The organism is Kineococcus sp. TRM81007, assembly GCF_022669155.1.
In the GTDB taxonomy this organism is placed as follows: Bacteria; Actinomycetota; Actinomycetes; order Actinomycetales; family Kineococcaceae; genus Kineococcus.
This window is the reverse complement of the sequence record NZ_JALBVB010000057.1, coordinates 213,779-240,382: the sequence shown is the minus strand read 5'-3', so window position 1 is coordinate 240,382 and position 26,604 is coordinate 213,779. Positions and strand designations below refer to the sequence as shown.

Annotated in this window: 24 protein-coding genes; 8 read left to right on the top strand and 16 right to left on the bottom strand. The window is 76.2% G+C overall.

Annotated elements, in window-relative coordinates:
• Nucleotides 1-35: 35 nt before the first annotated feature.
• Nucleotides 36-1,805 carry a glycoside hydrolase family 3 protein gene (locus tag MN205_RS18290; RefSeq protein ID WP_374115972.1) on the bottom strand — a complete coding sequence of 590 codons (1,770 nt, stop codon included), beginning with the start codon at nucleotides 1,803-1,805 and terminating at the stop codon, nucleotides 36-38.
• Nucleotides 1,806-1,953: 148 nt separating this feature from the next.
• Here MN205_RS18290 and MN205_RS18285 point away from each other — a divergent pair, with 148 nt between their 5' ends.
• Nucleotides 1,954-2,583: a TetR/AcrR family transcriptional regulator gene (locus tag MN205_RS18285; RefSeq protein ID WP_242129801.1), complete on the top strand. Its 630-nt coding sequence runs from the start codon at nucleotides 1,954-1,956 to the stop codon at nucleotides 2,581-2,583.
• Nucleotides 2,584-2,767: 184 nt separating this feature from the next.
• Here the strand turns inward: MN205_RS18285 and MN205_RS18280 are convergent, their stop codons facing one another.
• Complete coding sequence (locus MN205_RS18280) at nucleotides 2,768-3,325, bottom strand: NAD(P)H-dependent oxidoreductase (RefSeq protein WP_242129799.1); 558 nt, start codon at nucleotides 3,323-3,325, stop codon at nucleotides 2,768-2,770.
• Between the two features lie 193 nt (nucleotides 3,326-3,518).
• Between MN205_RS18280 and MN205_RS18275 the strand changes: the two genes are divergently transcribed.
• On the top strand, nucleotides 3,519-4,133 hold the full coding sequence (locus MN205_RS18275; RefSeq protein ID WP_242129797.1) for a TetR/AcrR family transcriptional regulator: 615 nt from the start codon (nucleotides 3,519-3,521) through the stop codon (nucleotides 4,131-4,133).
• 34 nt (nucleotides 4,134-4,167) lie between these two features.
• Here MN205_RS18275 and MN205_RS18270 read toward each other — a convergent pair whose 3' ends face one another.
• The 4 genes from MN205_RS18270 to MN205_RS18255 form a co-directional block, all read right to left on the bottom strand.
• Complete coding sequence (locus MN205_RS18270; protein ID WP_242129795.1) at nucleotides 4,168-4,716, bottom strand: GNAT family N-acetyltransferase; 549 nt, start codon at nucleotides 4,714-4,716, stop codon at nucleotides 4,168-4,170.
• The gene (locus tag MN205_RS18265) at nucleotides 4,713-5,093 is read right to left on the bottom strand and encodes an ATP-binding protein (protein WP_242129794.1); all 381 of its coding nucleotides are present in this window, start codon (nucleotides 5,091-5,093) and stop codon (nucleotides 4,713-4,715) included. The genes MN205_RS18270 and MN205_RS18265 overlap by 4 nt, the downstream gene beginning before the upstream one ends.
• Nucleotides 5,094-5,166: 73 nt before the next feature.
• On the bottom strand, nucleotides 5,167-6,048 hold the full coding sequence (locus MN205_RS18260) for an HDOD domain-containing protein (RefSeq protein WP_242129793.1): 882 nt from the start codon (nucleotides 6,046-6,048) through the stop codon (nucleotides 5,167-5,169).
• The gene (locus MN205_RS18255; RefSeq protein WP_242129792.1) at nucleotides 6,045-8,330 is read right to left on the bottom strand and encodes a bifunctional diguanylate cyclase/phosphodiesterase; all 2,286 of its coding nucleotides are present in this window, start codon (nucleotides 8,328-8,330) and stop codon (nucleotides 6,045-6,047) included. Before MN205_RS18255 ends, MN205_RS18260 begins: the two co-directional genes overlap by 4 nt.
• A 227-nt stretch (nucleotides 8,331-8,557) precedes the next feature.
• Between MN205_RS18255 and MN205_RS18250 the strand changes: the two genes are divergently transcribed.
• A complete protein-coding gene (locus MN205_RS18250; protein ID WP_242129791.1) occupies nucleotides 8,558-10,450 on the top strand; it encodes a LamG-like jellyroll fold domain-containing protein in 1,893 nt (630 codons plus the stop codon).
• Nucleotides 10,451-10,571: 121 nt separating this feature from the next.
• On the opposite strand, the gene MN205_RS18245 is transcribed toward MN205_RS18250, so the two are convergent.
• The 3 genes from MN205_RS18245 to MN205_RS18235 all read right to left on the bottom strand — a co-directional run bounded on the left by MN205_RS18245 (nucleotide 10,572) and on the right by MN205_RS18235 (nucleotide 17,069).
• Nucleotides 10,572-13,418 (bottom strand): aconitate hydratase, encoded by a 2,847-nt coding sequence (locus MN205_RS18245; RefSeq protein ID WP_242129790.1) that lies wholly within the window; start codon nucleotides 13,416-13,418, stop codon nucleotides 10,572-10,574.
• Nucleotides 13,419-13,599: 181 nt separating this feature from the next.
• Nucleotides 13,600-14,976: a class I SAM-dependent RNA methyltransferase gene (locus MN205_RS22115; protein ID WP_242129789.1), complete on the bottom strand. Its 1,377-nt coding sequence runs from the start codon at nucleotides 14,974-14,976 to the stop codon at nucleotides 13,600-13,602.
• A complete protein-coding gene (locus MN205_RS18235; protein ID WP_242129788.1) occupies nucleotides 14,973-17,069 on the bottom strand; it encodes an APC family permease in 2,097 nt (698 codons plus the stop codon). The genes MN205_RS22115 and MN205_RS18235 overlap by 4 nt, the downstream gene beginning before the upstream one ends.
• 215 nt (nucleotides 17,070-17,284) lie before the next feature.
• On the opposite strand from MN205_RS18235, the gene MN205_RS18230 reads away from it, so the two are divergent.
• Together MN205_RS18230 and MN205_RS18225 are read left to right on the top strand one after the other, a co-directional pair.
• Nucleotides 17,285-17,950, top strand: coding sequence for a TrkA family potassium uptake protein (locus MN205_RS18230; RefSeq protein WP_242129787.1), 666 nt, complete (start codon nucleotides 17,285-17,287; stop codon nucleotides 17,948-17,950).
• Entirely contained in the window at nucleotides 17,950-18,609 is a 660-nt protein-coding gene (locus MN205_RS18225; RefSeq protein WP_242129785.1) for a TrkA family potassium uptake protein, read from the top strand. Before MN205_RS18230 ends, MN205_RS18225 begins: the two co-directional genes overlap by 1 nt.
• Nucleotides 18,610-18,618: 9 nt before the next feature.
• Here MN205_RS18225 and MN205_RS18220 read toward each other — a convergent pair whose 3' ends face one another.
• From MN205_RS18220 to dut, 4 genes are all read right to left on the bottom strand, one after another.
• Nucleotides 18,619-19,383, bottom strand: coding sequence for a DUF3159 domain-containing protein (locus tag MN205_RS18220; RefSeq protein ID WP_242129783.1), 765 nt, complete (start codon nucleotides 19,381-19,383; stop codon nucleotides 18,619-18,621).
• On the bottom strand, nucleotides 19,380-19,772 hold the full coding sequence (locus MN205_RS18215; protein WP_242129781.1) for an OB-fold nucleic acid binding domain-containing protein: 393 nt from the start codon (nucleotides 19,770-19,772) through the stop codon (nucleotides 19,380-19,382). The genes MN205_RS18220 and MN205_RS18215 overlap by 4 nt, the downstream gene beginning before the upstream one ends.
• Before the next feature lie 76 nt (nucleotides 19,773-19,848).
• Nucleotides 19,849-20,706, bottom strand: a complete 858-nt coding sequence (locus MN205_RS18210; protein ID WP_242129779.1) for a DUF3710 domain-containing protein — start codon at nucleotides 20,704-20,706, stop codon at nucleotides 19,849-19,851.
• Nucleotides 20,703-21,197: a dUTP diphosphatase gene (gene dut, locus MN205_RS18205; RefSeq protein WP_374115983.1), complete on the bottom strand. Its 495-nt coding sequence runs from the start codon at nucleotides 21,195-21,197 to the stop codon at nucleotides 20,703-20,705. Before dut ends, MN205_RS18210 begins: the two co-directional genes overlap by 4 nt.
• A gap of 112 nt (nucleotides 21,198-21,309) precedes the next feature.
• Between dut and MN205_RS18200 the strand changes: the two genes are divergently transcribed.
• A complete protein-coding gene (locus MN205_RS18200; RefSeq protein WP_242129777.1) occupies nucleotides 21,310-21,798 on the top strand; it encodes a DUF3093 domain-containing protein in 489 nt (162 codons plus the stop codon).
• Nucleotides 21,799-21,814: 16 nt separating this feature from the next.
• Here MN205_RS18200 and MN205_RS18195 read toward each other — a convergent pair whose 3' ends face one another.
• On the bottom strand, nucleotides 21,815-22,114 hold the full coding sequence (locus tag MN205_RS18195; RefSeq protein WP_242129776.1) for a DUF4193 domain-containing protein: 300 nt from the start codon (nucleotides 22,112-22,114) through the stop codon (nucleotides 21,815-21,817).
• Between the two features lie 367 nt (nucleotides 22,115-22,481).
• Here MN205_RS18195 and MN205_RS18190 point away from each other — a divergent pair, with 367 nt between their 5' ends.
• A complete protein-coding gene (locus MN205_RS18190) occupies nucleotides 22,482-22,856 on the top strand; it encodes a hypothetical protein (RefSeq protein WP_242129775.1) in 375 nt (124 codons plus the stop codon).
• Nucleotides 22,857-22,936: 80 nt separating this feature from the next.
• Here the strand turns inward: MN205_RS18190 and MN205_RS18185 are convergent, their stop codons facing one another.
• Nucleotides 22,937-23,794, bottom strand: coding sequence for an inositol monophosphatase family protein (locus MN205_RS18185; protein WP_242129774.1), 858 nt, complete (start codon nucleotides 23,792-23,794; stop codon nucleotides 22,937-22,939).
• Nucleotides 23,791-24,912, bottom strand: coding sequence for a ferrochelatase (locus MN205_RS18180; protein ID WP_242129773.1), 1,122 nt, complete (start codon nucleotides 24,910-24,912; stop codon nucleotides 23,791-23,793). The genes MN205_RS18185 and MN205_RS18180 overlap by 4 nt, the downstream gene beginning before the upstream one ends.
• Before the next feature lie 243 nt (nucleotides 24,913-25,155).
• Here MN205_RS18180 and sepH point away from each other — a divergent pair, with 243 nt between their 5' ends.
• Complete coding sequence (sepH, locus tag MN205_RS18175; protein ID WP_242129772.1) at nucleotides 25,156-26,556, top strand: septation protein SepH; 1,401 nt, start codon at nucleotides 25,156-25,158, stop codon at nucleotides 26,554-26,556.
• Nucleotides 26,557-26,604: the final 48 nt, after the last annotated feature.

The following is a 26,604-nucleotide window of genomic DNA, read 5'->3' as shown; positions in this document are numbered from 1 at the left end:
GGATTCTCCTTCGAACCAGTCGAGGGGGGGCGGTGTCAGCCGACGAGGCCGTCGCCGAAGCGGAAGACGGGGTCGGCGGTGTCGAACGGGACGTCGCTGCGGCTGGCGGCCACGGCGGCGGTGGAACGGGGCAGGTCGAAGGGCAGCCGGCCGCGCGCCACCGCGCGCCCGGTCAGGACCGCCCACAGCGCCTCGTCGCCCACCCCGAAGGTGGCCGTCAGGCAGGCGGCCGCCTCGGCGATCTCCGGGAGCGCGGCGGGGCGGTCGAGGTGGACGTCGACGACGGTGGGCACGGTGCGCGCCACCGAGAGGACGCGTTCGAGCTCCTCGGCGCCGAACTCCAGCGCACCGGTGTGGAAGTGCGCCTCGAACCCCCCGGGCCGGGGTTCGTGGGGCGCCTGCACGCGCACGACCGCGACGTCCGCGCGCGCCGGGTCCGGCACGGCGACGACGTCGTCGCCGACGGCGGCCGGGTCCAGCCCGTCGAGGAACACGCGGGTGCCGGGCCGCAGCGGCAGCAACCGGCCACCGCCGGGGGCGCGGTCGGTGAGGACGGTGACGGAGGCGGACTGCGCGGCCAGGCCGGCGGCGCGCAGGTCGGCGCGCCCGACGGTGCGCCCGGCCGCCTCCACGTCCACGTACGGGTCCTCGAACAGCCCGAGCTGGAACTTCACGCGCAGCAGGCGGCGCACGGACTCGTCCAGGCGGGACTGCGGCACCCGGCCGGAGCGCACGAGCTCCAGGACGAGGTCGGTGCGCGTCTCGCCGCCGAACTGGTCGACACCGGCGTGCAGGGCCTTCTCCACGCGCTCCAGCGGGCTGAGGTGCTCCACCCCCCAGGCGCGGGCCGGCATCCACTGGCCGAAGATCGACGCGTCGGTGATCAGGCCCCAGTCGGTGCACACCACGCCGTCGAAACCCATCCGCTCGCGCAGCAGGCCGGTGGCCACGCCGCGGTTGAACCCGAAGGCGACCTCCTCCAGGTCGGTGCCCACGGGCATCCCGTAGTACGGCATGACCTGCGCGGTGCCGGCGGCGATGGCCGCGGCGAACGGGCGCAGGTGGTCCTCCAGGTTGCCGCCCGGGTAGACCTGCTCCCGGCCGTACGGGAAGTGCGGGTCCTCCCCGTCCTTCTGCGGGCCGCCGCCGGGGAATTGCTTGGTGGTCGTGGCCACCGAGGCCGGGCCCAGCGAGGCGCCCTGGAAACCCTCGACGTACGCGGCGACGAGCTCGCTGGTCAGCTGCGGGTCCTCGCCGCACGTGCCGCTGATGCGCGACCACCGGTACTCGGTGGCCAGGTCCACCTGGGGGTGCAGCGCGGAGCGGATGCCGAGCGCGAGGTACTCCTGGCGGGCGGCGTCGGCGGCCCGCCAGACCAGCCCCGCGTCGCGGGTGGCCGCCAGACCCAGCGGTTCGGGCCACTGCGACAGCGCCCCCGCCGCGGCGGCCGCACCGGGGTTGTCGGCGGAGGCGTTGCGCGGGTCGGAGGAGACGGTGACCGGGATCCCCAGGCGCGTGCTGCGGGCGAGGTCCTGCAGGCGGTTGTGCCACTGCGCGGCCTCTCGGGCCGAGGCGACGGGGCCGACGAGGTTCAGGTGCGAGATGCCCAGGCCGGCGACGAGCTCGGTGGTGTCCGCCAGCCCGACCTCCGGGGCGGCCGCTGCCAGCTCACCGCCGGGCCCGATCGCCACCATCGTGTGGAAGAGCTGACCGGCCTTCTCCTGCAGCGTCATGCGGCCCAGCAGGTCCTCGACGCGCTGGTCGACGGGGAGGGGGGCGGTGCGGGGCCTGCTGTCCACGGCCATCGAGGACCTCACTGCTCGGACGGCCCACGGTGGCCGCGACACCACGACCGTAAGTGAAATTGTCCGCTTGGTCAATGTTCGTGGTCCGGGCGGGCGCTTGCTAGCGTTCCGGCACCGGGCGGGCAGTCCGGGGACGGGGAGGACGACGGTGACCGCGCACGACCAGGCCGCTGCACCCGCCGCGACCCGGCGGTCCGGCGGCAAGCGGGGGCCCTACGCCAAGACCGCCGGCAGGCGCGAGGAGATCCTCGACGCGGCCTTCGACGTCTTCGCGCAGCAGGGCCTGCGCGGCAGCTCCCTGCGGGAGATCGCCGAGCGCGTCGGGGTCAGCCACACCTCCCTGCTGCACCACTTCGGCTCCAAGGACCAGCTCCTCATCGCCGTCCTCCAGCGGCGCCGGGAGGTGCAGACACCCGTCATCGAACGCCTCATGAGCGAGCGGGGGGTGATGGACGCCGTCGTCGAGAACGTCCGCGAGAGCGCCACCACCCGCGGGATCGTCGCCCTGCACACCACCGTGGCCGCCGAGTCCACCGACCCCGACCACCCCGCGAACCTCTTCTTCCGCGAGCACTACCACGGCTACGCGCAGACGATCAGCGCCGGCATCGCCCGCGACCAGGCGCTCGGCCGGCTGCGCGACGACGTGGCCCCCCTCGTGGTGGCACGGCAGTTGTCCGCCCTGCTCGACGGCCTGCAGGTGCAGTGGCTGCTCGACCCGGACCTCGACATGGTCGCCGAGGTGGAGGCGTTCGCCGCCCTCCTGCTGCCCCGCTGAGCGCCGGCGCTCAGCGGGCGCAGCGCGGCCCCGCGCCAGCCGGCCCGGGGCGCCGCCACGGGTGGCTCGGCGACCGGCGGAGCACCTCGAGCGGGGCGCCCGGGTCTCGCCGAGCCCGGCGCGGAGGACCGCTCCCCCGGCTCCGGCGGGGCCGGAGCCGGGTCGCGGTGGGGCCGCGGTGGGGTCAGGCCGCAGCCGGCTCGACGGCGCCGACGAGCGCGTCCAGGACGGCGCTGAGCTTCTCGGTGACCTCCGTGTCGTCCTTGGGGTGCAGCTCGGCGAAGCGCACCACGGACGCGGGGATGGCCATGGTGGCCTCGGCGAGCACGCGCGCGCCGGCGACGCCGAAGACCTTGCGGGCGTCGTCCTGCGCCCACACGCCGCCGTACTGGCCGAAGGCGCTGCCGACGACGGCGAGCGGCTTGCCGGACAGGGAGCTGGCGCCGTAGGGGCGCGAGGCCCAGTCGACGGCGTTCTTCAGCACGGCGGGGATGGAGCCGTTGTGCTCGGGGGTGACGACGAGGACGGCGTCGGCGGCCGCGATCGCCTCGCGCAGGGCGGCGGCGGCGGGCGGGACGGAGCCCTCGACGTCGACGTCCTCGTTGTAGAAGGGCAGGTCGCCCAGGCCCTCGTGGACCCGGAGGGTGGTGCCCTCGGGGGCGAGGTGGACGGCGGTCTCGGCGATCTGGCGGTTGACGGAGGCGGCGCGCAGGCTGCCGACCAGGACGAGGACGTCGGTCACGGGGAACTCCTCGGGGTGACGGGGCGGAACGGGAGTGGGACGAGGGGTGGGGCCGGCGGGCCGTGGGGTCCGGCGGCCCCACCGGAAGAAGGCGGACCGCGGTCCGCTTGTTCCCGGACTGTAGTCCGCTCCCGGGCGCACCCGCCACCCCCGTCACCCCGCGGGCGCCCCGGGCGGGGCCTACCCTCCCGGTGTGACGCGCGCGCTGCCGGTGCTGGCCCCGGGACGGGGACCGGTGCGCGCGGACGCCTCCCGCAACCGCGAGGCGCTGCTGCGCGCGGCGCGCTCCCTCGTCGAGGAGTCGGGCGTGGCGGGTTTCAGCATGGACTGCCTGGCCGCCCGCGCCGGCGTCGGCAAGGGCACCGTGTTCCGCCGGTTCGGCTCGCGCTCGGGGTTGTTCACCGCGCTGCTCGACGAGTTCGAGCGCTCCTTCCAGGAGCAGGTCCTCGCCGGTCCACCGCCGCTGGGACCGGGCGCCGACCCCGTGGCGCGCCTGGAGGCGTTCGGCCGGCACCGGCTGCGCTTCGTCGCCGAGCGCGGCGACCTGCTGCGCGCGGCCGGGGCGGACCTGCGCGGCGGGGTGGACCCGCCCGGGGACTTCGCCCGCACCCACCTGCGGGTGCTGCTGCGCACCGCGGGGGTCGACGGCGACCTCGACGTGCTCGCCTTCTACCTGCTGGCGTGCCTGGAGGCGCCGCTGGCGGCCCAGCTGGCCGGGGTGCGCGGTCTCGGCGCCGAGCGCCTGGGCGAGGGGTGGGCCGACCTGGTGCGGCACGTCACCGCCCCGGCGGCCCGGCCCACGGGGTGACGCGCCGCGGCGCCGCGAGGGGGACGGCACCCGGTCAGGCGGTGCGCTGGTACAGCACGTGGTCCTGCCAGCGGCCGGCGACGCGCAGGTAGCCGCGGGCGACGCCGATGCGCTCGAAACCGTTGCGCTGCAGCACCGCCTGCGACGCCGAGTTCGACAGCAGGGTGCCCGCCTGCAGGCGGTGCAGGCCCAGCTCGCCGAAGGCCGCCTCGACCGTGCGGGCCACCGCCTCCGTCGCCACCCCGCGCCCGTTGACCTCCTCGGCGACGAAGTAGCCGAGGTCGCCGGACTGGGCGGGCCCGCGGACCACCTCGCTGACGGTGCTGCGCCCGACCAGGTCGCCGTCGTGGACGACGGCGTACGGCACGACCCGGCCCGCCGCGTGCTCGGCCAGCAGGTGCGCGATCAGCGCCGCCTGCCCCGCCTCGGTGGCGTACCCCTCGTCGCGCTCGGGTTCGAAGGGTGCCAGGAACTCGCGGTTCGCGGTCAGCAGCCGCGCCAGGCCCGCGGCGTCGGCCGGTTCGAGCAGCCGCACCGCGGTGCGCGCCCGGGGGCGCCGGGCGCCGTCGCGGGCGCGGCTCACGACAGGACGAACCAGACGGTCTTGCCTCCGCCCACCCGCTCCACGCCCCACCGGTCGGAGACGATGTCCACGAGGGCGACGCCGCGGCCGCCCTCCGCCTCCAGGGCGGCCTCGCGGCGCACCGGCGGGCGCGGATCGCCGTCGGAGACGGACACCTGCATCCCGGCGGTGCCGTTGCAGTGCACGCGCACCCGCACGGGCGGGCCGCCGTGGCGCACCGCGTTCGTCACCAGCTCCGAGACGAGCAGCTCCGCCTCGTCGAGGACCCGCGCGTGGTGCACCACGCAGTAGGCCTCGGACAGGAAGTGGCGGGCCCGGCGCGCCGAGTGCTCGTGATCAGGCAGGGTGACCTCAGCATCCGGCGTCGCCTCGCACACGGGGCCATCCTGCCCGCACCCGCGCGAGCGTGCGCGGCGGGGCCGTAGCCGGCACCCGCCGCCACTTGCGGCGTCAGGCCGCCAGCAGGCGCAGCATCTCCTGCGCGACCTGCTGCACGCGGCTGCGCAGGGCGTCCAGCTCCCCGTCGTCGACGCGGCCGCCGCTGAGGTGACCGGCCGGGCGCGGGGCGCGGGCGGGCGCCAGCAGCCGCTCGGACAGCTCCACGCCCAGGCGCACGGACACCGACAGCGGCGACGCCCAGCCGGGCGCGTCCACCTGCGCCAGCGCGGCGGGCAGCTCGTCGGGGAACGACCAGGCGGCCAGCGCCTCGGCCGACACGCGCGTGTGGCTGCTGCCGTACAGGTGCACCTCGGCGGCCAGCAGCTCCTCGCGGTCCGCCGCCCCCGCCAGGACGGCCGGGTAGCGGTCCGGGTCGCAGCGCACCAGCAGCGCCTGCCCCAGCCGGGCCAGCAGGCCCAGGCTGAAGGCGTCGGGCGCCTTCACGCCGAGGCGCCCGGCGACCTCCCCGGCGGCCACGGCCGTGAGGACGCTGCGCTCCCAGAACTCCTCCAGCGACTCGGGGACGTCCTCCAGCCCCGCCATCGCCGCCACGGCCAGGCTGCGCACGGTGGAGAAGCCCACGACGGTCACCGCGAACGCCGGCGCGGACACGCGGCCGCTGAGGCCGAAGTACGCCGAGTTCGCCAGGCGCAGCACCTTCGCCGTCAGCGCCGGGTCGCAGCCGAGGGTCTGCCCCAGCGAGCGCGCGTCGGAACGGTGGTCGTCGGCCTGCGCGATGACGCGGGCCGCCACGGGGCGGTGCGCGGGCAGGTCGTCCAGGGCGGCGCTGATGCGGCCCAGCACCTCCACGGCACCGCCGGGGGCCGCGGAGGTGCCCGGCGCGGACGCCGGGACGGGAGGGGCCGCACCCGCGCGCGGGCGCGGCACGCTCACGCCGGCACCTGCCTCGGGGAGGGCAGCCCGGCCGGCTGCGGGGCCAGGGTGCCCCCGTCGCAGAGCACGCGCCACAGGTCCTCCCGGGTCATGGGCCGCGCGTACAGGTACCCCTGCACGGCCTCGCAGCCCAGCTCGACGAGCACGTCGTTCTGCTCGTGCGTCTCCACGCCCTCGGCGACCACGTCCAGCCCCAGGGTGCGCGCCAGCGAGACGATCGCGGCCGCCACCGCGCGCGCCGGGCCGCCGCGCGCGGCGCCGGCGGCGCCGGTGCCGCGTCCGCCGCGCAGGTCGCGCACGAAGGAGCGGTCCACCTTCAGGTGGTCGGCGGGCAGGTCCACCAGGTACGCCAGCGAGGAGTACCCGGTGCCGAAGTCGTCGATGGCCACGAGCGCGCCGTCGCGGCGCAGCTCCTCCAGCACGGTGCGGCAGGCGCGCAGGTCGCTGGCCAGGGCGGTCTCGGTGACCTCCAGGCACACGTCCTCCAGCCGCAGGCCGGCGGCGGCGACCGTGCGGCGCACCCCGTCGGCGAAGCCGTCCGCGGACAGGGACACGGCGGAGACGTTGACCGCCACCCGCCGCGGGACGTGCGGCAGGCCCGCCGCCGTCGCCTCGGCGCGCCACGTCGCCAGGTCCCGGCACGCCACGGCCAGCACGTGCGCGTCCAGCGCCGGCACCAGGTTGGCGCGCTCGGCGACCTCGATGAACGTCGCCGGGTCGATCGGGCCCAGCTCGGGGTGCCGCCAGCGGGCCAGCGCCTCCACCGACAGCAGCTGGGCGTGCGGGCGGGTGGGCGTGCCGGGGCGCACCACCGGCTGGTAGTGCACGTCGAGCGTCCCCCGCGCCAGCGCCTCGCGCAGGTCCGCGACCAGGCGCAGGGACCGGCGCGCGCGCTGGCGCACGTCCTCGTCCAGCAGCGCCCAGCGGCCGCCCCCGGCGGCCTTGGCCTCGTGGGTGGCGATGCCGACGTCGCGCACGACCTCCTCGGCGCCGCCCGGCTCACCGCTCAGCAGCACGACGCCGACGCTGGCGGCGACCCGCAGGCGCAGGCCGTTGACCTCCACGGGCGCCACCAGGGCGTCCAGCACGCGCCGCGCGGTGGCCTCCACCGCGGACTCGTCGGGCAGGTCGTGGCACACGAGCACGAACTCGTCGCCGCCGGGGCGGGACACCAGGTCACCGGTGCGCACGGTGCGCACCAGCCGGCGCGCCACCTCCACGAGCACCGCGTCGCCCGCCTCCGGGCCCAGGCCGTCGTTGACGGTCTTGAAGTCGTCCAGGTCCACCATGAGCACGCCCACCGGCGCCGCGGGGTGCACCGGCGGCAGCGGCACGCCGGCCGCGTCGGGGCAGGCCGCGTCGGGCAGCAGCTCCCCCAGGTGCTCCAGCAGCGCCAGGCGGTTCGGCAGGCCCGTCAGCAGGTCGTGCTGCGCCTGGTACGCCAGCCGGTTCTCCCGCGCGCGGCGGTCGGTGACGTCCTCCACGGTGCCGACGAACCCGGCGCCGTAACCGGGGGTGCGGCTGGGCGCCAGGCGCACCGTGACCCAGCGGACCTGCCCGGCGGAGGTGCGCAGCCGCGTGTCGAAGACGACGCGCTCGCCGGCCAGGACGTCGGCGACGGCCTGCGCCACGCGACCGCGCTCGTCGTCGAGCACGTGCGTCAGCCAGCCCGTGCCGCACAGCTCCTGCGCCGGCACGCCCAGCAGCGAGGCGAAGGCGTCGTTGACGCGGGACAGGCGCGCGCCGACGTCGGAGACGAGGGTGGGCACCGGGGAGTCCTGCGCGAGGGTGGCGAAGCGCTCCTCCGCGGCGCGCAGCGCGGCGCGCGAGCGCTCGTCGTCGGGGCTGAGCAGCTGCAGCACCCAGTGGTCCTCCGCGGCCAGCGCCACGTCGACGCGCAGGCGCTCGGAGACGGCCCCGAAACCGCTGATCCGCTCGGGCACGGGCCAGGCGGCCACCTCCGTGGCGCGCACCTCGCCGGAGGCGGTGACGGCCTCGACGGTGAAGCGGGTGCAGCGCTCGCGCACCAGGGCGCCGGGGGCGTCCGCGCCGCGCAGGACGCGGCCGACGGCCAGGTCGAGCAGGTCGCCGGGCGCGGCGCCCAGCAGGGCGGCGAGGGTGGCGTTGGCCCAGCGCACGCGGGGCCGCTCGGGCGCCTCCGGCGGGCGGGGGCGGGAGACGACGAGGACGGGCTGGTCACCGGCGGCCGCCAGGTGCAGGAGGGCAGCGGCCACCCCGGGGGCGACGTCCTCGCCCTGGCTGCGCCACACCTCGTCGAACACGCCTCGCCCCGTCCTCGAGAGCGGCACCCGGGCGGTGCCGCACGGGTCCTCCATCGGCACGCGCAGCGGTGCGGTTGACCCTTCCGGGCGCACCCGTGCGGGGGAAGGCGCCACGGACGGCCCCGGGAGGGTCACCGCGGGTGCCCGGCGCAGGTGTTCACCGCCCGCTGCAGCCCCGTTCACCGCGGTGCGGCGAGACCGGCACCGGGGCGCGCTGGGGTGAGGGGGTGACTCCCGACCTCTCGCGCCGGGCGCTGATCGCCTCCGGCCTCACCGTCCCCGCCGCCGCCGCGGCGGCCTCCCCCGCCGCGGCGTCCCCCGCGTCCGCGTCCCCGGCGCAGCCGCGGGCCGCGGCCGCCGGAGGCCCGTTCGACGCCGACTCGCCGCGCTTCACCCTCGCCGTGCTGCCGGACACGCAGTACCTCTTCGACGCCGACGCCGCCGACCCGGCACCGCTGGCGGCGACCCTGGCGTGGCTGCGCGAGCACCGGGCGGAGGAGAACATCGCCTTCCTCGCCCACCTCGGCGACGTCACCGAGCACGGCACGGAGGCGGAGACGGCGCTGGCCGCGCGCGTCTTCGACACCGAGCTGCCCCCGGGGCGGCGGAACCTGCCGCACGCCGTCGTCGCGGGCAACCACGACGTCAGCGGGGAGGACACCCGCGGCGCCACCCCGTTCCTGCACCACTTCGGCCCCGGGCGCGCCGCCCGGGTGCCGACGCACCGCGGCTCCTCCCCCGACGGGTACTCCTCGCACCACGTGGTGCGCGCCGGCGGCCGGGACTGGCTGGTGCTGGCGCTGGACTGGCGGCTGTCGGAGGCGGGGCTGGCGTGGGCCGGGCGGGTCCTCGACGAGAACCCGTCGCTGCCGACGGTCCTGGTCTCCCACGAGCTGGTCAGCGCCGACGGCGGCGACGGCACCGCGCAGCTGTCGGAGTACGGCCGGCGCCTGTGGGAGGAGCTGGTGCGCGGGCGCGACCAGGTCTTCCTCACCCTCAACGGGCACTTCTGGCCGGTGGGGCGCACCGTGCTGACCAACGACGCCGGCAACCCCGTGCACGCCCACCTGGCGAACTACCAGGACCGGTACTACGGGGGCGCCGCCGCGCTGCGCCTGTACCGGTTCGACCTGGAGCGCGGTGTCGTGGACGTGGAGACCTTCTCGCCCTGGTTGCGCTCGGTGCCCGAGGAGGAGCGCACCCCGCTGCAGCGCGAGGAGGTCGAGCGCACGAGCGGCGCGGACCGCTTCTCCTTCGAGCTGGTGCCCGCCCGGCGCTTCGCCGGGTTCGCCCCGCCGGTGGTGCCCGACCCGCGGCCCGCCCCGACCGTGGTGGGCCCGCACACCGCCGCCTACTGGCGCTTCGACGCCCTGCCCGGCGCCGCCGAGGGAGCGGTCGTCGCCGCCGGCACCGTCGTGGAGGACCTGTCCGGCAACGGCAACGACCTCACCGCCCGGCTGATCGGTGCCGGCACCGCCGGGGCGCTCACCTGGTCCGCGGAGCACCACGACGGCCAGCCCGCGCACGCCAGCCTGCGCTTCGACGGCCGCAAGGACCCCGACGGCGGGGCCGTGCTGGAGACCGCGCCGGGCGCGCCGCTGAACTCCGAGACGTTCCTGTCCGGGTTCACCATCGAGGTGTTCCTCAAGCTGCCCGACCCCTTCACCGGGGACCACGCCTGGATGGGCGTGCTGAGCTGGGAGGGCAGGAACGGCGACGCGGGCAAGACGCAGGGCTACAGCCCCGACGAGCCCACCTGCAGCCTGAACGTCAGCCCCGAGCGCTTCCTGCAGTTCGTGCTGTACCCGGAGCTGGACGACCTGAACCCGACGTCCTGGACGCACGCCCTCGACCCCGGCCGCTGGGTCCACGTGGCGATCGTCAACGACGGCCGGCGCAGCGTCGTGCACGTCGAGGGGTCGCGGACCGCCCGCAACCCGTCCACGCTCGCCCGGGGCATCGCCACCCTCGGCAAGCCGTTCGCCCTCGGCGCCACCCAGTCGGAGGAGGTCTTCGGGCAGGGCTTTCACGGCTGGGTCGGCGACGTGCGCATCAGCTCGCGCGCGCTGGAGCCCGGGGAGTTCCTCAGCGCCCCGGTCACCGCGACCCGCGAGGACTGACCGGGCGACGGGGCTACCGGGCGGCACTGAACGCGAGGAGGGCGGCCACCCCACGGGGGTGACCGCCCTCCTCGCCGTCAGGCGCCCGTCAGGCGCCCGTCAGGCGCCCGTCAGGCGTTCGTCAGGCGTTCGTCAGCGAGCGCAGCACGTACTGCAGGATGCCGCCGTTGCGGTAGTAGTCCGCCTCACCGGGGGTGTCGATGCGCACGACGGCGTCGAACTCCACCGTGGAGCCGTCCTCCTTCGTGGCGGTCACCTTCACGGTGCGCGGCGTGCGGCCCTCGTTGAGCTCGGTGAGGCCGGAGACGTCGAACATCTCGGTGCCGTCCAGGCCGAGGGAGTTCGCGCTCTCACCCGCCGGGAACTGCAGCGGCACGACACCCATGCCGATGAGGTTCGAGCGGTGGATGCGCTCGAAGCTCTCGGTGATGACGGCCCGCACGCCCAGCAGCGCGGTGCCCTTGGCCGCCCAGTCGCGCGAGGACCCGGACCCGTACTCCTTGCCGCCCAGGACGACCAGCGGGGTGCCCTGCTCGGCGTAGTGCTGCGCCGCGTCGTAGATCGACGTCTGCTCGCCGCCGGCGGTGAAGTCGCGGGTGTAGCCGCCCGAGACGCCGTCCAGCAGCAGGTTGCGCAGCCGGATGTTGGCGAAGGTGCCGCGGATCATCACCTCGTGGTTGCCGCGGCGCGAGCCGTACGAGTTGAAGTCCTTGCGCTCCACGCCGTGCTCGGACAGGTACTTCCCGGCCGGGCTGTCGGGCTTGATGGAACCCGCCGGCGAGATGTGGTCCGTGGTCACCGAGTCGCCCAGCAGCGCCAGCACGCGCGCGCCGGAGATGTCGGTCACCGGGGACGGCTCGGCCTGCATGCCCTCGAAGTACGGGGGCTTGCGCACGTAGGTGGACTCCGCGTCCCACGCGAAGGTGTCGCCCTCGGGCGTGGGCAGGCCCTGCCAGCGCTCGTCGCCGGCGAAGACGTCCGCGTAGTCCTTGACGAACATGTCCTTGCTGATGGCCTCGCCGATGACCCGCTCGACCTCGGCGGCGTCGGGCCAGATGTCGCGCAGGAAGACGTCCTGGCCGGACTCGTCCTGCCCGATCGGGTCGTCCTCGACGTCCCAGTCCATGGTGCCGGCGATCGCGTAGGCGATGACCAGCGGCGGGGAGGCGAGGTAGTTCATCTTGACGTCCGGGTTGATCCGGCCCTCGAAGTTGCGGTTGCCCGAGAGCACCGCGGTGACGGCGAGGTCGTTCTCCTGCACCGCGGCCGAGACGGGCTCGGGCAGCGGGCCGGAGTTGCCGATGCAGGTGACGCAGCCGTAGCCGACCAGGTGGAAGCCGAGCTTCTCCAGGTAGGGGGTCAGGCCGGCCTTCTCGTAGTAGTCGGTGACGACCTTCGAGCCCGGCGCCAGCGACGTCTTCACCCAGGGCTTGGCCGTCAGGCCCTTCTCCACGGCGTTCTTCGCCAGCAGCGCCGCGGCGATCATCACCGAGGGGTTGGAGGTGTTGGTGCAGGAGGTGATCGAGGCGATGGCGACGGCGCCGTGGTCGATCTCCGTCCGCGTGCCGTCCTCCATCGTGACGGCGACCTTCCTCGACGGCCGGCCCGACGCGGCGCCGGGGTCGGCGGGGGCGTCGCCGCCGTCGCCGCCGGAGGCGGCCGGCGGGTCGGAGGCGGGGAAGCTCTCCGCGCTGGCCTCGTCCTGCGTGGCCGTCGCCGTGTCGTCGATCGTGCTGCTCATCGCGGACGAGGGCGCGTCGCCGGGCACCTCGTCGGTGACGTAGTCGCCCAGGGCGGCGCGGAACGCCTCCTTGGCGCCGGTCAGCGCGATGCGGTCCTGCGGGCGCTTGGGGCCGGCGATGCTCGGCACCACGGTGGACAGGTCCAGCTCGAGGTACTCGGAGTACTTCGCCTCCCGGGACGGGTCGTGCCAGAGGCCCTGGTCCTTGGTGTAGGCCTCGACGAGCGCGACCTGCTCGTCGCTGCGGCCGGTCAGGCGCAGGTAGTCCAGCGTGACGTCGTCGATCGGGAAGATCGCCGCGGTGGAGCCGAACTCCGGGCTCATGTTGCCGATGGTGGCGCGGTTGGCCAGCGGCACGGCGCCCACGCCCTCGCCGTAGAACTCCACGAACTTGCCGACGACACCGTGCTCGCGCAGCATCTGGGTGATGGTCAGCACGACGTCGGTGGCGGTGGCGCCGGCGGGGATGGACCCGGTCAGCTTGAAGCCGACCACGCGCGGGATGAGCATCGAGACCGGCTGACCCAGCATGGCCGCCTCGGCCTCGATGCCGCCCACGCCCCAGCCCAGCACGCCCAGGCCGTTGACCATCGTGGTGTGCGAGTCGGTGCCCACCAGGGTGTCGGGGTAGGCCTGCAGCTCGCCGCCGACCTCGCGCGGGAAGACCACGCGGGCCAGGTGCTCGATGTTGACCTGGTGCACGATGCCGGTGCCCGGGGGGACGACCTTGAAGTCGTCGAAGGCGGTCTGGCCCCAGCGCAGGAACTGGTAGCGCTCGCGGTTGCGGCCGTACTCGATCTCGACGTTGCGCTCGAAGGCGTCGGGGCGGCCGAAGACGTCGGCGATGACGGAGTGGTCGATGACCAGCTCGGCCGGCGCCAGCGGGTTGATCTTCGCGGCGTCGCCCCCGAGCTCGGCCACGGCCTCGCGCATGGTGGCGAGGTCGACGATGCAGGGCACGCCGGTGAAGTCCTGCATGATCACACGGGCGGGGGTGAACTGGATCTCGGTGTCCGGCTCGGCGTCCGGGTCCCAGCCGCCCAGGGCGCGGATGTGGTCGGCGGTGATGTTCGCGCCGTCCTCGGTGCGCAGCAGGTTCTCCAGCAGCACCTTGAGGCTGAAGGGCAGCTTCTCGGAGCCCTCGACCGCCGCGAGGCGGAAGATCGTGTAGTCGGTCCCACCGACTGTTAGGGTAGCCTTCGCTTGGAAGCTGTTCTGGCTGCTCACCGTGAGCTCCTCACTCGTCGTCCGCTTCGCCGTCGTCGCGGGTCGTGCACGTCGTCCCCGATGCTGCCACCGTGCGGGCGGCGCCGGACCGGCACCCCACCGTGTTCGCCGACCATTTATCTCGACGTCAAGATACCACCGGGCGGCCCCGACGCGCCGGGCACGTCGGGACCACCCGCGCTCAGCTCGCCGGGACCAGCCGCGCCACGCACTCCACGTGGTGCGTCATCGGGAACAGGTCGAACGCGCGCACCCCGTCCAGGACGTACCCGCGCTCCGAGAAGGACGCCACGTCCCGCGCCAGCGCCGCCGGGTCGCACGCCACGTACGCCACCGCCCGCGGGCGCAGCCGCGCGATCGCCTCCACCGCCGCGGCGCCCGCGCCCGAGCGCGGCGGGTCGAGGACCACCACGTCCACACCGGCGCCCTCCAGCTCCGGGTCGGCCAGCGCCTCCTCCACGCGCCCCTCCCACAGCTCCACGTGCTCGGAGCCGTGCAGCGAGCGCCGCGCGTCGCGCACAGCGCGCGCCTCGCCCTCCACGGCCAGCACCGAGCCGTCCGCACCCACCGCGTCGGCCAGGACGGCGGTGAACAGCCCCGCGCCGGCGTACAGGTCCACCGCGCGCTCCCCCGGGCGGGGCTCCAGCGCCTGCAGGACCGCCTCCGTCAGCGCGGCGCCCGCGCCGGCGTGCACCTGCCAGAAGCCGGCACCGCTGACGCGGAACGCCAGCTCCCGCCCGCGCACCGGCACGCGCTCCCCCACCCAGGTGCGCCCGCTCACGCGGTGCACGCCCTCGGGGGTGCGCACCGCCACCGAGGCCCCGGGCAGCTTCGGCAGGTGCGCGCGGGCACCCTCGCTCGGCGTCACCACGACCAGCGGGTCGCCGCCGTCCGAGCCGGCCGCCACCTCCACCGTCGCCACGTTGCCGAAGCGCTGCCCCAGCACCCCGCTGCCGGCGACGGCCGGCGTGGAGATCGGGCAGTCCGCCAGCGGCACCACGTCGTGCGAGCGGTGCCCGCGCAGCCCGGTGCGCCCCTCGGCGTCGACGGCGAACTGCGTGCGGGTCCGCCAGCGCAGGCCCGGGTGCTCCGGCTGCGCGGCACCCGCGGGCAGCGGGACCTCCTCGACCTCGACGGCCAGGTCCAGCCCGGCCAGCCGCTGCAGCTGCTCGGCCACCACCTGCGCCTTCAGCGCCCGCTGCCGCGGCAGCGCCACGTGCTGCAGGTCGCAGCCCCCGCACAGCCCCGGCTTCGCCACCGGGCAGGGCGGCTCGACGCGGTCGGGGTCGGCGCGCAGAACCCGCACCGCGTCGGCGCGCCAGAAGCGCGAGCCGTCGAAGCCCTCGGTCACGCGCGCCAGCACCCGCTCCCCCGGCAGGGCGTGGCGGACGAAGACGACGCGACCCTCGTGCCGGGCCACGCAGTGCCCGCCGTGGGCGATCGGGCCGACCTCCACCTCGAACTCGGCGCCGGCGCGGTCGGCGCCCCTCGCCTCCGCGGAGCGGGTGCGCCGGTCGCGGCGGGCGCCGGGCGCGGCGGCGCGGGCCGGGCGGCTCACCGGGCCCCCTCGCGCTCGCCGCCGCTACCGCCGGGCGGCGGGGTGGTCGCGGCGGGCGAGGCGGGGTCCGGGCGCGTCGGCGTCGGCCCGAACGTGCCCCGGCGCACCACGCCCGGCGCGGATCGTTCCACGCGGTCCTCCATCCCCTCCGAACTGCTCAGCTGCCACGGCACGCTCGCCACCATCACTCCCGGGGTGTAGCGCAGCCGCGCCCGCAGGCGCAGCGCGGACTGGTTGTGCAACAGGGTCTCCCACCAGTGGCCCACGACGTACTCGGGCACGTAGACGGTCACCAGGTCGCGCGGATGGCGCGCGCGCAGCGCCTTGACGTGCTCGAGCACCGGCCTGGTGACCTCGCGGTACGGCGAGTCGAGCACCGTCAGCGGGATCGGCAGGCCGAGCGCGTCCCAGCGCGCCTGCAGGGCGGCGGTCTCCTCCGGGTCCACCGAGACGGTCACCGCCTGCAGGTCGCTCGGTCGCGCGGCGCGCGCGTACGCCAGGGCCCGCAGCGTCGGCTTGTGCAGCTTGGAGACCAGCACGACGCCGCGCACGCCGGTGGGCAGCGCCTTGGCCCCGGCCTCCTCGGCGATCTCCAGCTCGCGCGACACCGAGGTGTAGTGCTGCCGGATGAGCTTCATGTTCGCGAAGAGCACCACCATGGCGAGGATCGCCAGCCACGCGCCCTGCGTGAACTTCGTCAGCAGCACGATGACCAGGACCATGCCGGTCAGCCCCAGGCCGATGGAGTTGATGACCCGCGAGCGCTTCATCCGCCGGCGCGCCGCCGGGTCGCGCTCGGTGCGCAGGTGCCGGGTCCAGTGCCGCACCATGCCGGTCTGGCTCATCGTGAAGGACACGAACACGCCCACCACGTACAGCTGGATGAGCCGGGTGACCTGCGCGTCGAAGGCGAGCACGAGGACGACCGCGGCGCCGGCCAGGGCGATGATGCCGTTGGAGAACGCCAGCCGGTCGCCGCGCGTGTGCAGCTGCTTGGGCAGGTAGCCGTCGCGCGCCAGGATCGAGGCGAGCACGGGGAAGCCGTTGAAGGCGGTGTTGGCCGCCAGCACGAGGATGACGCCGGTGGCGGCGGTGACGACGTAGAAGGCGACCGGGAAGTGGTCGAAGACCGTCGCCGCGAGCTGGCCGATGATCGGGTCCTGCACGAAGTCGTCGCCGACGGGCACGCCGTCCTCGAGCAGCTGGATCGAGGGGTCCTCCGCGAAGCGCACCTGCGTGAGGTTCGCCAGCGCGATCGTGCTGACGAGCATGGTGACGCTGATGGTGCCCAGCAGCAGCAGCGTCGTGGCCGCGTTGCGGCTCTTGGGCTCGCGGAACGCCGGCACGCCGTTGCTGATGGCCTCCACGCCCGTCAGGGCCGCGGCACCGGAGGAGAAGGCCCGCAGGATCAGGAAGGCCCCCGCCAGGCTGGTCAGGCCGCCGGAGATGTCGTGCTCGGCCGTCAGGTCGTAGCGGGAGCTCTCCGCCATCGGCAGGTCGCCGAACAGGTACCGGCCGAAGCCGTACAGCGCCATGCCGAGGATCGAGAACATGAAGATGTAGGTGGGGATCGCGAACGCGGTGCCGCTCTCGCGGACCCCGCGCAGGTTCACCGTCATCAGCAGCAGCACCAGGGCGGCGGCGAAGAGGGCCTCGTGCCCGCGCAGCGCGGGGATCGCGGTGGCCGCGTACTGCGCGCCGGAGGAGATCGACACCGCCACGGTCAGGACGTAGTCCACCAGCAGCGCGCTGCCCACCGTCAGGCCCGCGCTCGGGCCCAGGTTCACCGTGGCGACCTCGTAGTCCCCGCCGCCGGAGGGGTAGGCGTGCACGTTCTGCCGGTACGAGGCGACGACCACGAGCATGACGACGACGACGGCCAGGCCCACCCACGGCGAGACCGCGTAGGCGGCGATGCCGGCGATCGACAGGGTCAGGAAGATCTCGTCGGGGGCGTAGGCGACCGAGCTGAGGGCGTCGGAGGCGAACACCGGGAGCGCGACGCGCTTGCGCAGGAGGGTCTCGGACAGTCGCTCGCTGCGGAACGGCCGGCCGACGAGCACGCGCTTGACCGCGTCCGTCACAGAGGGCACGTCCACCGATGCTACGTCCGAGCTCCCGCTGCGGCGGCACGCCGACGGGGCCGTCCGGGCGTCCGGGCGTCCGGCCGCGCCCCCGGACGCGCCCCGGACGCGCCCCGTGCACGGCCACGGCGGCGGGTGCGCCGGCGAGGCGGTAGCGTCGCCGCCCGGGAGGAGCCGCCGGCCACGCCGGCGCTCCCGGCCGCACAGGACGCACCGGAGGGGTCGTGCACTTCGTGATCATGGGGTGTGGGCGTGTCGGCTCCACCCTGGCGCTGACCGTGGAGCAGCGCGGGCACAGCGTCGCCGTCGTCGACCAGGACACCGACGCCTTCCGCCGGCTGGGCACCTCCTTCACCGGCCAGCGCGTCACCGGGGTCGGCTTCGACCACGACACGCTCGTGGAGGCCGGCATCCACCAGGCCGGCGCCTTCGCCGCGGTCTCCTCCGGCGACAACTCCAACATCCTCGCCGCGCGGGTGGCGCGCGAGAAGTTCGGCGTGGAGACCGTCGTGGCGCGCATCTACGACCCGGGTCGCGCCGAGGTCTACCAGCGCCTGGGCATCCCCACCATCGCCACCGTGCGCTGGACGGCCGACCAGGTCCTGCGCCGGCTGGTCCCCGAGGGCGCCCTCAGCGAGTTCCGCGACGCCAGCGGCCGCGTGGTCCTGGTCGAGGCCCCGGTGCACGAGGGGTGGGTGGGCAAGCCCCTGCACGTGCTGGAGGCCGCCGCCGGCGTGCGGGTGGCCTACGTCACCCGGCTCGGGCAGGGGCTGGTGCCGGTGAAGGGCACCGTCCACCAGGAGGGCGACCTGGTCCACGTCGTCGTCGCCGAGGAGCGCACCGCCGCGGCCACCGCCGTGCTCGCGGCCGCGCCGGGAGGGGGGGCCTGATGCGCGTCGTCATCGCCGGCGCCGGGATCGTGGGGCGCTCCATCGCGCGCGAACTGCTGGCCAACTCGCACCGCGTGCTGCTGGTGGACCGCTCCCCGGCCGCCATGAAGATCACCAGCGTGCCCGACGCCCAGTGGCTGCTCGCCGACGCCTGCGAGATTTCCAGCCTCGACGAGGCGGAGCTGACCGACTGCGACGTCGTCGTCGCCGCCACCGGCGACGACAAGGCCAACCTCGTCGTCTCGCTGCTGGCCAAGACCGAGTACGGGGTGCCGCGCACCGTGGCACGGGTGAACAACCCCAAGAACGAGTGGCTCTTCGACGAGGCGTGGGGCGTGGACGTCGCCGTGTCCACGCCGCGGCTGATGACGGCGCTCGTCGAGGAGGCCGTCAGCGTCGGCGAGCTCGTGCGCCTGTTCACCTTCCAGCGGGGCAGGACCTCGATGGCCGAGTACACCCTGGACACCACCAGCCCCGCCGTGGGCCGCACCGTCGGGCACCTGCCGCTGCCGGCGGACGCGGTGCTCGTGGCCATCGTGCGCGGGGACCGGCCCATCGCCCCCACGTCCGACGACGTCCTCGAGGCCGGCGACCACCTGATGTTCCTCAGCGTCCCCGAGGTCGAGGCGGAGCTGAGCGCACTGCTCGGCGCTCGCTGACGGCGGCCCTCAGGAGCGCCGGGTGCGCTCCTGAGGGCGCTCCGGGACCGCCTCGGGCCCCGTCCCCGGCTCCTCCGGCTGCAGGGGCGTGCGACCGCGCAGCAGCAGCGTGCCGGCGACCACCACGCCCAGGACGAGCAGGGGCCAGCCCAGCACGAGCTTGCTGACGGCCAGCGCCGTCGTCCACTCCCCCCCGCTGGAGCGGTCCGCCAGGTACAGCGGCAGCTGCACCGCCACGCGCACGACGTAGCCGGCCAGGAGCAGGCCGGTGAGCTTCTGGCACAGCGCGACGACGCCGCGGTCGCGCCGCCACCCCGCGGGGTCCTCGGTGACGGCGCCCACGACGAACCCCACCACCGGCCAGCGCGCCACCATGGAGACGGCGAAGACGACCGCGAGGGCCGCGTTGAGCAGGATGCCCGGCAGGAAGACGTCCGCGGCGCGGCCCGTGCGCGAGGCGATGAACGCGGCGACGGCGGTGGCGAGGATGCCGCCGACGGCGTGCTGCACGGTCTCGCGGCGCGCGATCCGCACGACCAGGGCCACCAGCAGCACGGCCACCGAGGCACCCACGGAGACCAGCACGTCGGAGGTGAGGAGCCAGCCGATCAGGAAGGCCAGCGCCGGGGCCGCCGAGTCCAGCAACCCCCGCCACCCGCCGAGCGCTGCGGACAGCCGCCGGCGCACGACCTCCTCGACCGTGGTGGGGGTGGCCTCCTCAGCGGCACCCCCCGCCCCGCCGAGCGCGCCGGGCGGCTCCGCCGACGGCGTCACGCGCCCTCGGGGCAGAGCAGGTCGTACCCGGGGTTGAAGATCACGCGGTGGCCGTCGTCGTCGGCGACCAGACCGCGCGCCCGCAGGCGCCGACCCGGCTCGACACCGGCGATGCGCCGCCGCCCCAGCCACACCAGCGACACGGACCCGGAGCCGTCGAACAGCTCGGCCTCCAGGGCGGGCACACCACCGCGCGGGCGCAGGGTGACCGAGCGCAGCGTGCCGCACACGCAGGCGCGCGTGCGGTTGCGGATGGCCCCGCACGGCGTCCCGCCGTGGCGCACGGCGTCCTGCTGGGCCTCCTCGGCCACCAGGTCCGACTCGGATGCGGTGAAGCGCTGAAGCGCGCGACGCCACAGCGGCGTGCTCAGCACCGACGACTTCGACACGTGCACAGCGTAGGACCCTCCCGGCCCGGCGGTGACCCGCTCACCCGCGCGGGCGAGGGGCGGCACCGCGAACGGCTCAGCGGACCTCGGTGATCTCCGGGCCGCGCTCGAACGGCTCGAGGTCGTCGCGGCCACCCTCGCGCCGCTCCCCCCGTCCCTGCTCCTGCTCCGCCGGTGCGCCCTGGGGGCGGCCCTGCGGCGGCAGCGCCAGCGGGATCAGCTCGCGGGGGGCCATCGCCTCGGCGCCGCGCACCACGACGACGTCGCGGACGACGGCCTCCAGCGCCTGCGCGGCCTGCGCGTCGTGCGCGGCCGGGCCGGAGAAGACGGCCCGCAGGAACCACCTCGGGCCGTCCACGCCGACGAAGCGGGTCGGCTGGTGCGCGGTGCGCCCGTCCTCCGTGCGCACGGGCAGCCGGCACAGCAGCTCGGCGCCGAAGGGCCCGGTGCGCTCCTCGGAGGCCCCGCCCTGCGCGTCGACGGCGGCGACGATCTCGGCGCGGATCTCGTCCCACACCCCGCGGGTGCGGGGGGCGGCGAACACCTGCAGCTGCGCGGCGGAACCGGCCAGGCCCACCGTGACGGCGATGACGCGCTTGCTGGCCTCCTCCACCTCGAAGCGCAGCTCCATGCCCTCGCGCCCGGCCAGCCGCAGCCCGCCCAGCGGCAGGCGGCCGTCCTCCGCCGGCACCTCCGAGGAGTCGAAGGGACCGTTCGAGCGGTCCGCGGCCACGGGGACCACGGGGGCCGCCGGGGTCGCGACCTCCCCGGCACCCGGCGCGGGTGCCGCCGCGGGGGCCTCCACGGAGGAGCCCGCGGCCTGACCCGCACCCGGGGCGGGCGCGTCCTCCACGGCCTCCTGAGCGGTGCCCTCGGTGGTGCCCTCGGTGGTGCCCTCGGTGTCCTTCGCGCGCTTGCGGCGGAACAGGCTCACGGTCGTCCCTCTCCGGTGCTGGTGCTCTGGTCTGTCGGCCGGGGCGCTCCCGTCAGCGCCTGCGAACCGCCCGTCGAGCCGTGCCCGCCCTCGCCCCGCGCGGACACCGGCAGGGTGCCGACGGGCACGAAGCGGACCCGCTCCACGCGCTGGACGACGAGCTGCGCCACGCGGTCACCGGCCCGCAGCTCCACCGCCTCGCGCAGGTCGGTGTTGTGCAGGGTGACGCGGATCTCCCCGCGGTACCCGGCGTCCACGGTGCCGGGGGCGTTCAGCGTGGTCAGCCCGCGCCGCGCCGCCAGGCCGGAGCGGGGCACGACGAACGCCGCGTACCCCTCCGGCAGTGCGATCGACACGCCCGTGGGCACGGTGACGCGCTCCCCCGGGCCGACCACGACGTCGACGCGGGTCGTCAGGTCGGCGCCCGCGTCACCGGGGTGCGCGTACCCCGGCAGCGCGGCGGGGTCGGCCAGGACCGTCGCCACCTCCAGGGCGGCTCCGGGCTCGACGGCGTCGGCGTTGCTCACGGGCGAGGACCCTACCGGCCGCCCCCGCACCGTGCCGGGGCGGCGCGTGGGCAGCGGCGCGTGAGAAGCTGACGCGGTGAGCACCACCCCCGGTCCCCGCTCCGCCGCCGACGCCGGGACCGGTGCGGCGGTGTGGCGCGAGCGGTGGTGGCCGGCGCCGACGACGTGGCTGGCCTGGCTGCCCGCGGTCGCCGGAGGCGCCCTCGTCGCCCTGCCGATCCTCGGGCCGGTCGGCGCGGCCGCGGGGGCCGCGCTCGGTGCGGCGCTCGCCGTGGCGGTGCTGCTGAGCATGGCCTCCACCGTGGAGGTCGCGGACGGGCACCTGCGCGCCGGTCGCGCCCGGCTGCCGCTGCGCGTCGTCCGCGGCGTCGACGTCGTGCCCGCCGCGCAGCGCCGCGCAGCGCTCGGCCCCGAGCTGGACGCCCGCGCCCACCTGGCGATCCGCTCCTGGGTGCCGACGGCCGTGCGCGTCCACCTGGACGACCCGGACGACCCGGCCCCCTACTGGGTGGTCTCCACCCGTCACCCCCAGCGGCTCGCGGACGCGATCACCCGCGGCCGCTGAGGGCGGGCGCCGCGTCTCAAGCGGCGCAGTCGTTGCACACGACGCGGCCGTCGCCGGTGTCGTGCAGCTGGCTGCGGTGCACCACCAGGAAGCAGCTGGTGCACGTGAACTCGTCCTGCTGGCGCGGGAGCACCCGCACCGACAGCTCCTCGTTGGACAGGTCCGCACCGGGCAGCTCGAACCCCTCCGCGGCCTCCGTCTCGTCCTCGTCGACGGCACCGGAGCTCTTGTCCGTGCGACGGGCCTTCAGCTCCTCGATGGAGTCCTCGTTGAGCTCGTCGTCGTTCTTGCGCGGTGCGTCGTAGTCGGTGGCCATGACCCCTGCCTCACTCCGTGTTTCCGTCGTCCTGCGGCCCGCTCAACGCGGCGCGGGCCCGAATGATGCCCGCGCCCCGGACCCTGCTCGCCGGTGCCCCGTTCGGCGAGGCGAGCACGCATCATGACCTACCGTCGCGCGCCCCACGAACCGGGGCTCCTCACGGCGCGTCGCGACACGCCACTCAGGGCAGTCGGGGTGGGCCGGGCGGGCCACCCGCCGGGCCGTGCGCGGTCCACAGCGCCGCAGCGGGAGTTGGAACGGGCTCCGACGCCCCGTAGTGTGCCGCCGTCCCCGCCGACCGGCGGACCGCGGCGCCCCGGCACCGTTCGGCCGCCGGGGCGCCCGAAGCTCTCGAGGAGGTGCCGTGCCCGTGCAGCAGCCCGCGCAGCAGCCCGTGCAGGACCCGCGCGCGAGCGAGGCGACGACCGTGCCCCACGGCGACACCGCCCGCACCGCGCCGCCCGCCTTCGTGGCGGAGCTGTCCGAGCGCGTCCAGCAGACGCGCGCCACGATCGACTCCGCGACCGCGGCCGGCGAGGAGGAGCTCGCCGCCGCCCACCTGGGCGAGCTGGAGGGGCTCGTCGACCTGGCCGCGGCGCACGACGTCGCCCTGCCCGACACCGTCGCCTACCTCGCCGCGCAGCAGACCGAGCAGCACGTGGAGCTGCCGGCCGAGCCGCAGCCCTCCGTCGACCTGACGCTGCCGGCCCAGCGCGCCGCCGCCTGCCCGGCCACCTGACCCGGCACCGGACGCCGTGAGGCCCTCGTCCCGCTCGGGACGGGGGCCTCACGCGTCCCCGGGCGGGCGCCCGCGGCGCCTCAGCCGGCCAGCTCCGCCCGCAGCGCCCCGTGCAGGCCGTCCGCGGCCACCAGCACGCCCTCCGGGCCGGCGGGCCCGCCGTCGAAGCCGGTGACCCGTGCACCCGCCTCGGCGGCCACGAGGGCGCCGGCGGCGAGGTCCCACGGCTTCAGCCCGCGCTCGTAGTAGGCGTCCAGCCGCCCGGCCCCCACCCAGCACAGGTCCAGCGCCGCGCTGCCGACGCGCCGCACGTCCCGCACCCGCGGGAGCAGGCGGGCCAGCACGGCGGCCTGCTCGGCGCGGCGCACCGGGTCGTAGCCGAAGCCGGTGCCCACCAGGGCGCGCTCCAGAGCGACGTCCGCCGGCCCGGGCAGCGCCCGCTCGTGCTCGCCGTCGCGCAGGCTCGCCCCCCGGCCGAGGGCCGCGCTCCACGACTCGCCGGTGGTGGGGTCGTGCACGCAGCCGGCCAGCACCGTCCAGGTGGCCGGGTCGGGGCGCTCCGCGCCGTGCGAGGGGTCGAGCACGCAGGCGACGCTGACGGCGTACGCGCGCAGCCCGTACAGGTAGTTGACGGTGCCGTCCACGGGGTCGACCACCCAGGTCAGCCCGGAGGTGCCGGGCCGGTGCCCGCCCTCCTCGCCCAGCACCCCGTCGTCCGGGCGCAGCCGGCCCAGGACCTCGCGCAGCAGCTCCTCGGAGGCGTGGTCCATGGCGGTGACGACGTCGGTGGGGGTGGACTTGGTGGCCGCCACCTCCACGCGGTCGGGGCGGCCGGTGCGCACGAGCTCACCGGCCGCGGCGGCGGCCTGGACGGCCACGCGCCGCAGCTCGGCCAGCTCCGGCACGCCCGGCAGGCCGTCCACGGCCGTCCCGCTCACGCCGGGGCCGGGGCCGGGGCGCGGTAGTCCTCGCCCGTCGCGGCGGGCAGGTCGGCACGCAGGTTCCGGCAGCAGTCGACGGGGCAGACGGTGCGGGAGGGGCCCAGGGCCCCCGTGGCCGGCTGCTCGGGGCGCTCCCCGCGGGCCTGCGCGGACCGCTCCTCGATCAGGTCCACCAGGCCGGCGACGAACGTCGCGTCGGCACCGACGGTGGCGGCGCGCGCGAACGGCAGCCCGATCTCGCCGGCGGTCTCCGCGGCCTCGGTGTCGAGGTCGAACTTGACCTCCATGTGGTCGCTGACGAACCCGATGGGAGCGACGACCACGCCGGGGACGCCCTGCTCGTGCAGCGCGCGCAGGTGGTCGTTGACGTCCGGCTCCAGCCACGGCTGGCTGGGCGGGCCGGAGCGCGAGCAGTACGTCAGGTCCCACGGCACGTCGCCGCCGCGCTCGGCGCCGACGCGGCGGGCGACCTCCGCGGCCACGTCGAGGTGCTGGCGCACGTAGGCGCCGCCGTCGCGGCCGGAGACGTCGTTCATGGCGTCCGGGATCGAGTGCGTGACGAAGACCACGCGCGAGCCGTCCGGCACCTCGCCCAGCGCGCGCGCCACGGCGCGGGCGTTGACCTCGGTGAAGGCGGGGTGGTTGAAGTAGTGGCGGATCTTGTCGAACTCGACCCGCCGGCCCTCGTCCGCCAGCTCCTGCGCCGTGCGGGCCAGGTCCTCGCGGTACTGCCGGCAGCTGGAGTAGGACGAGTAGGCGCTGGTGAAGACCACCAGGAAGCGGCGGGCACCGGCCTCGTGGGCCTCGCGCACCACGTCGGTGGCGTAGGGCTCCCAGTTGCGGTTGCCCCACAGCAGCGGCAGGTCGGCCAGGCCGCGGGCGTCCAGCTCGGTGCGCAGCCGAGCCAGCAGCGCGCGGTTCTGGTCGTTGATGGGGCTCTTGCCGCCGAAGTGCAGGTAGTGCTCGGCGACGGCCTCGAGCCGCTCGCGCGGGATGCCCCGCCCCCGCGTGACGTTCTCGAGGAACGGCACCACGTCGTCGGGGCCCTCCGGGCCCCCGAAGGACAGCAGGAGGACGGCGTCGTAGGGACGCGCGGAGGTGGTCGCAGCGCTCACGAGCCCATTCTCACCGCTGCGCGGCGGCGCGCCCGACGGGGGTGCGGCACCCGGCGACCCCCCTCCCCCACCCTTGACCCTCCACCTGAGGTCCAGGGTCGTCGCGGATTCGTGGACCGCGCCGGGTGAACGGCGCGGCACGCAGGTGGCAGAGTGCGTGCAGCGCTCGGCCCGCCCGGGAGCCGCGCCGGCCCGGCCAGTCCGGCCGCGCCGCCGCAGACGACACCGCTGGAGGACGCCCTCATGCAGGACCTGAGGCTCGTCGGGGTCCACGACGACGGCGAGCACGTGGTGCTCGTCGGCGCCGACGGAGCGCGTTACCGGCTGCGGGTGGACGAGGCGCTGCGCGCGGCGGTGCGCCGCGACCGGGCCCGGCTCGGTCAGCTGCAGATCCAGCTGGAGTCGCAGCTGCGTCCCCGGGACATCCAGGCGCGCATCCGCGCCGGCGAGTCCGCCGAGGAGATCGCCGAGTCCGGCGGGCTGCCCCTGGACCGGGTGCGCCGCTACGAGGGGCCGGTGCTCGCCGAGCGGGCCCACGTGGTCGGCCTGGCCCGCCGCACCGCGTACGGGCGCTCCGGGGGCAACGGCACCCTGGAGGAGCTGGTGGTCAGCCGCCTGAGCGCCCGCGCGGTCGACCTGGAGGGGACGCGCTGGGACGCCTGGCGGCAGGAGGACGGCGACTGGACCGTGCAGGTGGAGTTCGTCGCCGGTGGCCGCGGGCGCGTGGCGCGCTGGTCCTTCGACCCCGGCTCCCGCGCGCTGACGGCCACCGACGACGAGGCGCGCTGGCTGAGCGAGGAGGAACCGGCCGAGGCCGGGCCGCTGCCCGCACGCCGCCTCGTGAGCGTGGCCGGCGAGGCCGTGCGCGGGCGGGAGCGCGTGTACGACGTGGAGGCCGACGGCGGGGTGCGCACCGGCGGGCACGGGCAGCGCCCGGCTCCCGGGGACCTGGCCGCCGGGCTGCTGGACGCGCTGGACGCCCAGCGCGGGGTGCGCGGCGAGCCCGCGCCCGCTCCCGGGGCCGAGCCCGCCCCGCGGGTCGACGCCCTGCTGGCGGACCCGCCGCCCGCGCACCCGCCGGCGTCCGCGCCGCACGAGCACGAGGACCGCACGGTGCTGCCGCCCCCGCGCCCGGCCTCCCCGGAGCGCGCGGCGGGCGAGCACCGCCCGGACGAGCACGTGGCCGCCGAGGACGCCGAGGCCGCGGCGTCGCCCGCCGAGCACGGACCGGCCGAGCACGCGCCCGCCGAGGAAGCGCCCGCCGAGCACGCACCCGCACCGGGCCCCCTCCCCGGGGACGCCGCGGCGGACTGGGAGCTGGGTGCGGAGCAGGAGGTGGCGCAGGACCCGGAGCAGGAGGTGGCCCAGGACACCCCGGGGGGAGCGAGGACCCCGGACGTCCCCGAGACGCCGGGCTCGCCGCACGTGGACGGGGCGCCGGAGGCGGGGGCCACCGGGCGGCCCGACGCGGACGAGGCGGGCGAGGCGGGCGAGCAGGAGCAGCAGGACGGCAAGGCGTCCGCGGAGCGGCCCGCGCCGCGCCGGCGCAACCGCTCCGCCCGGCGCGCCCAGGGCGGCACGAGCGGCAAGCGCTCCAGCGTCCCCAGCTGGGACGAGATCATGTTCGGCGCCAAGAAGGACTGAGCCCGGGAGGACTGGACGTCCCCGGGTACGACGAGGCCCCCGTGCGGT

Bases quoted from the DNA above. Each gene is read 5' to 3' on its own strand.
- MN205_RS18290 (WP_374115972.1), bottom strand. From the start codon at position 1,805: ATGGCCGTGGACAGCAGGCCCCGCACCGCCCCCCTCCCCGTCGACCAG.
- MN205_RS18225 (WP_242129785.1), top strand. From the start codon at position 17,950: ATGCGCGTCGTCATCGCCGGCGCCGGGATCGTGGGGCGCTCCATCGCG.
- MN205_RS18195 (WP_242129776.1), bottom strand. From the start codon at position 22,114: ATGGCCACCGACTACGACGCACCGCGCAAGAACGACGACGAGCTCAAC.
- sepH (WP_242129772.1), top strand. From the start codon at position 25,156: ATGCAGGACCTGAGGCTCGTCGGGGTCCACGACGACGGCGAGCACGTG.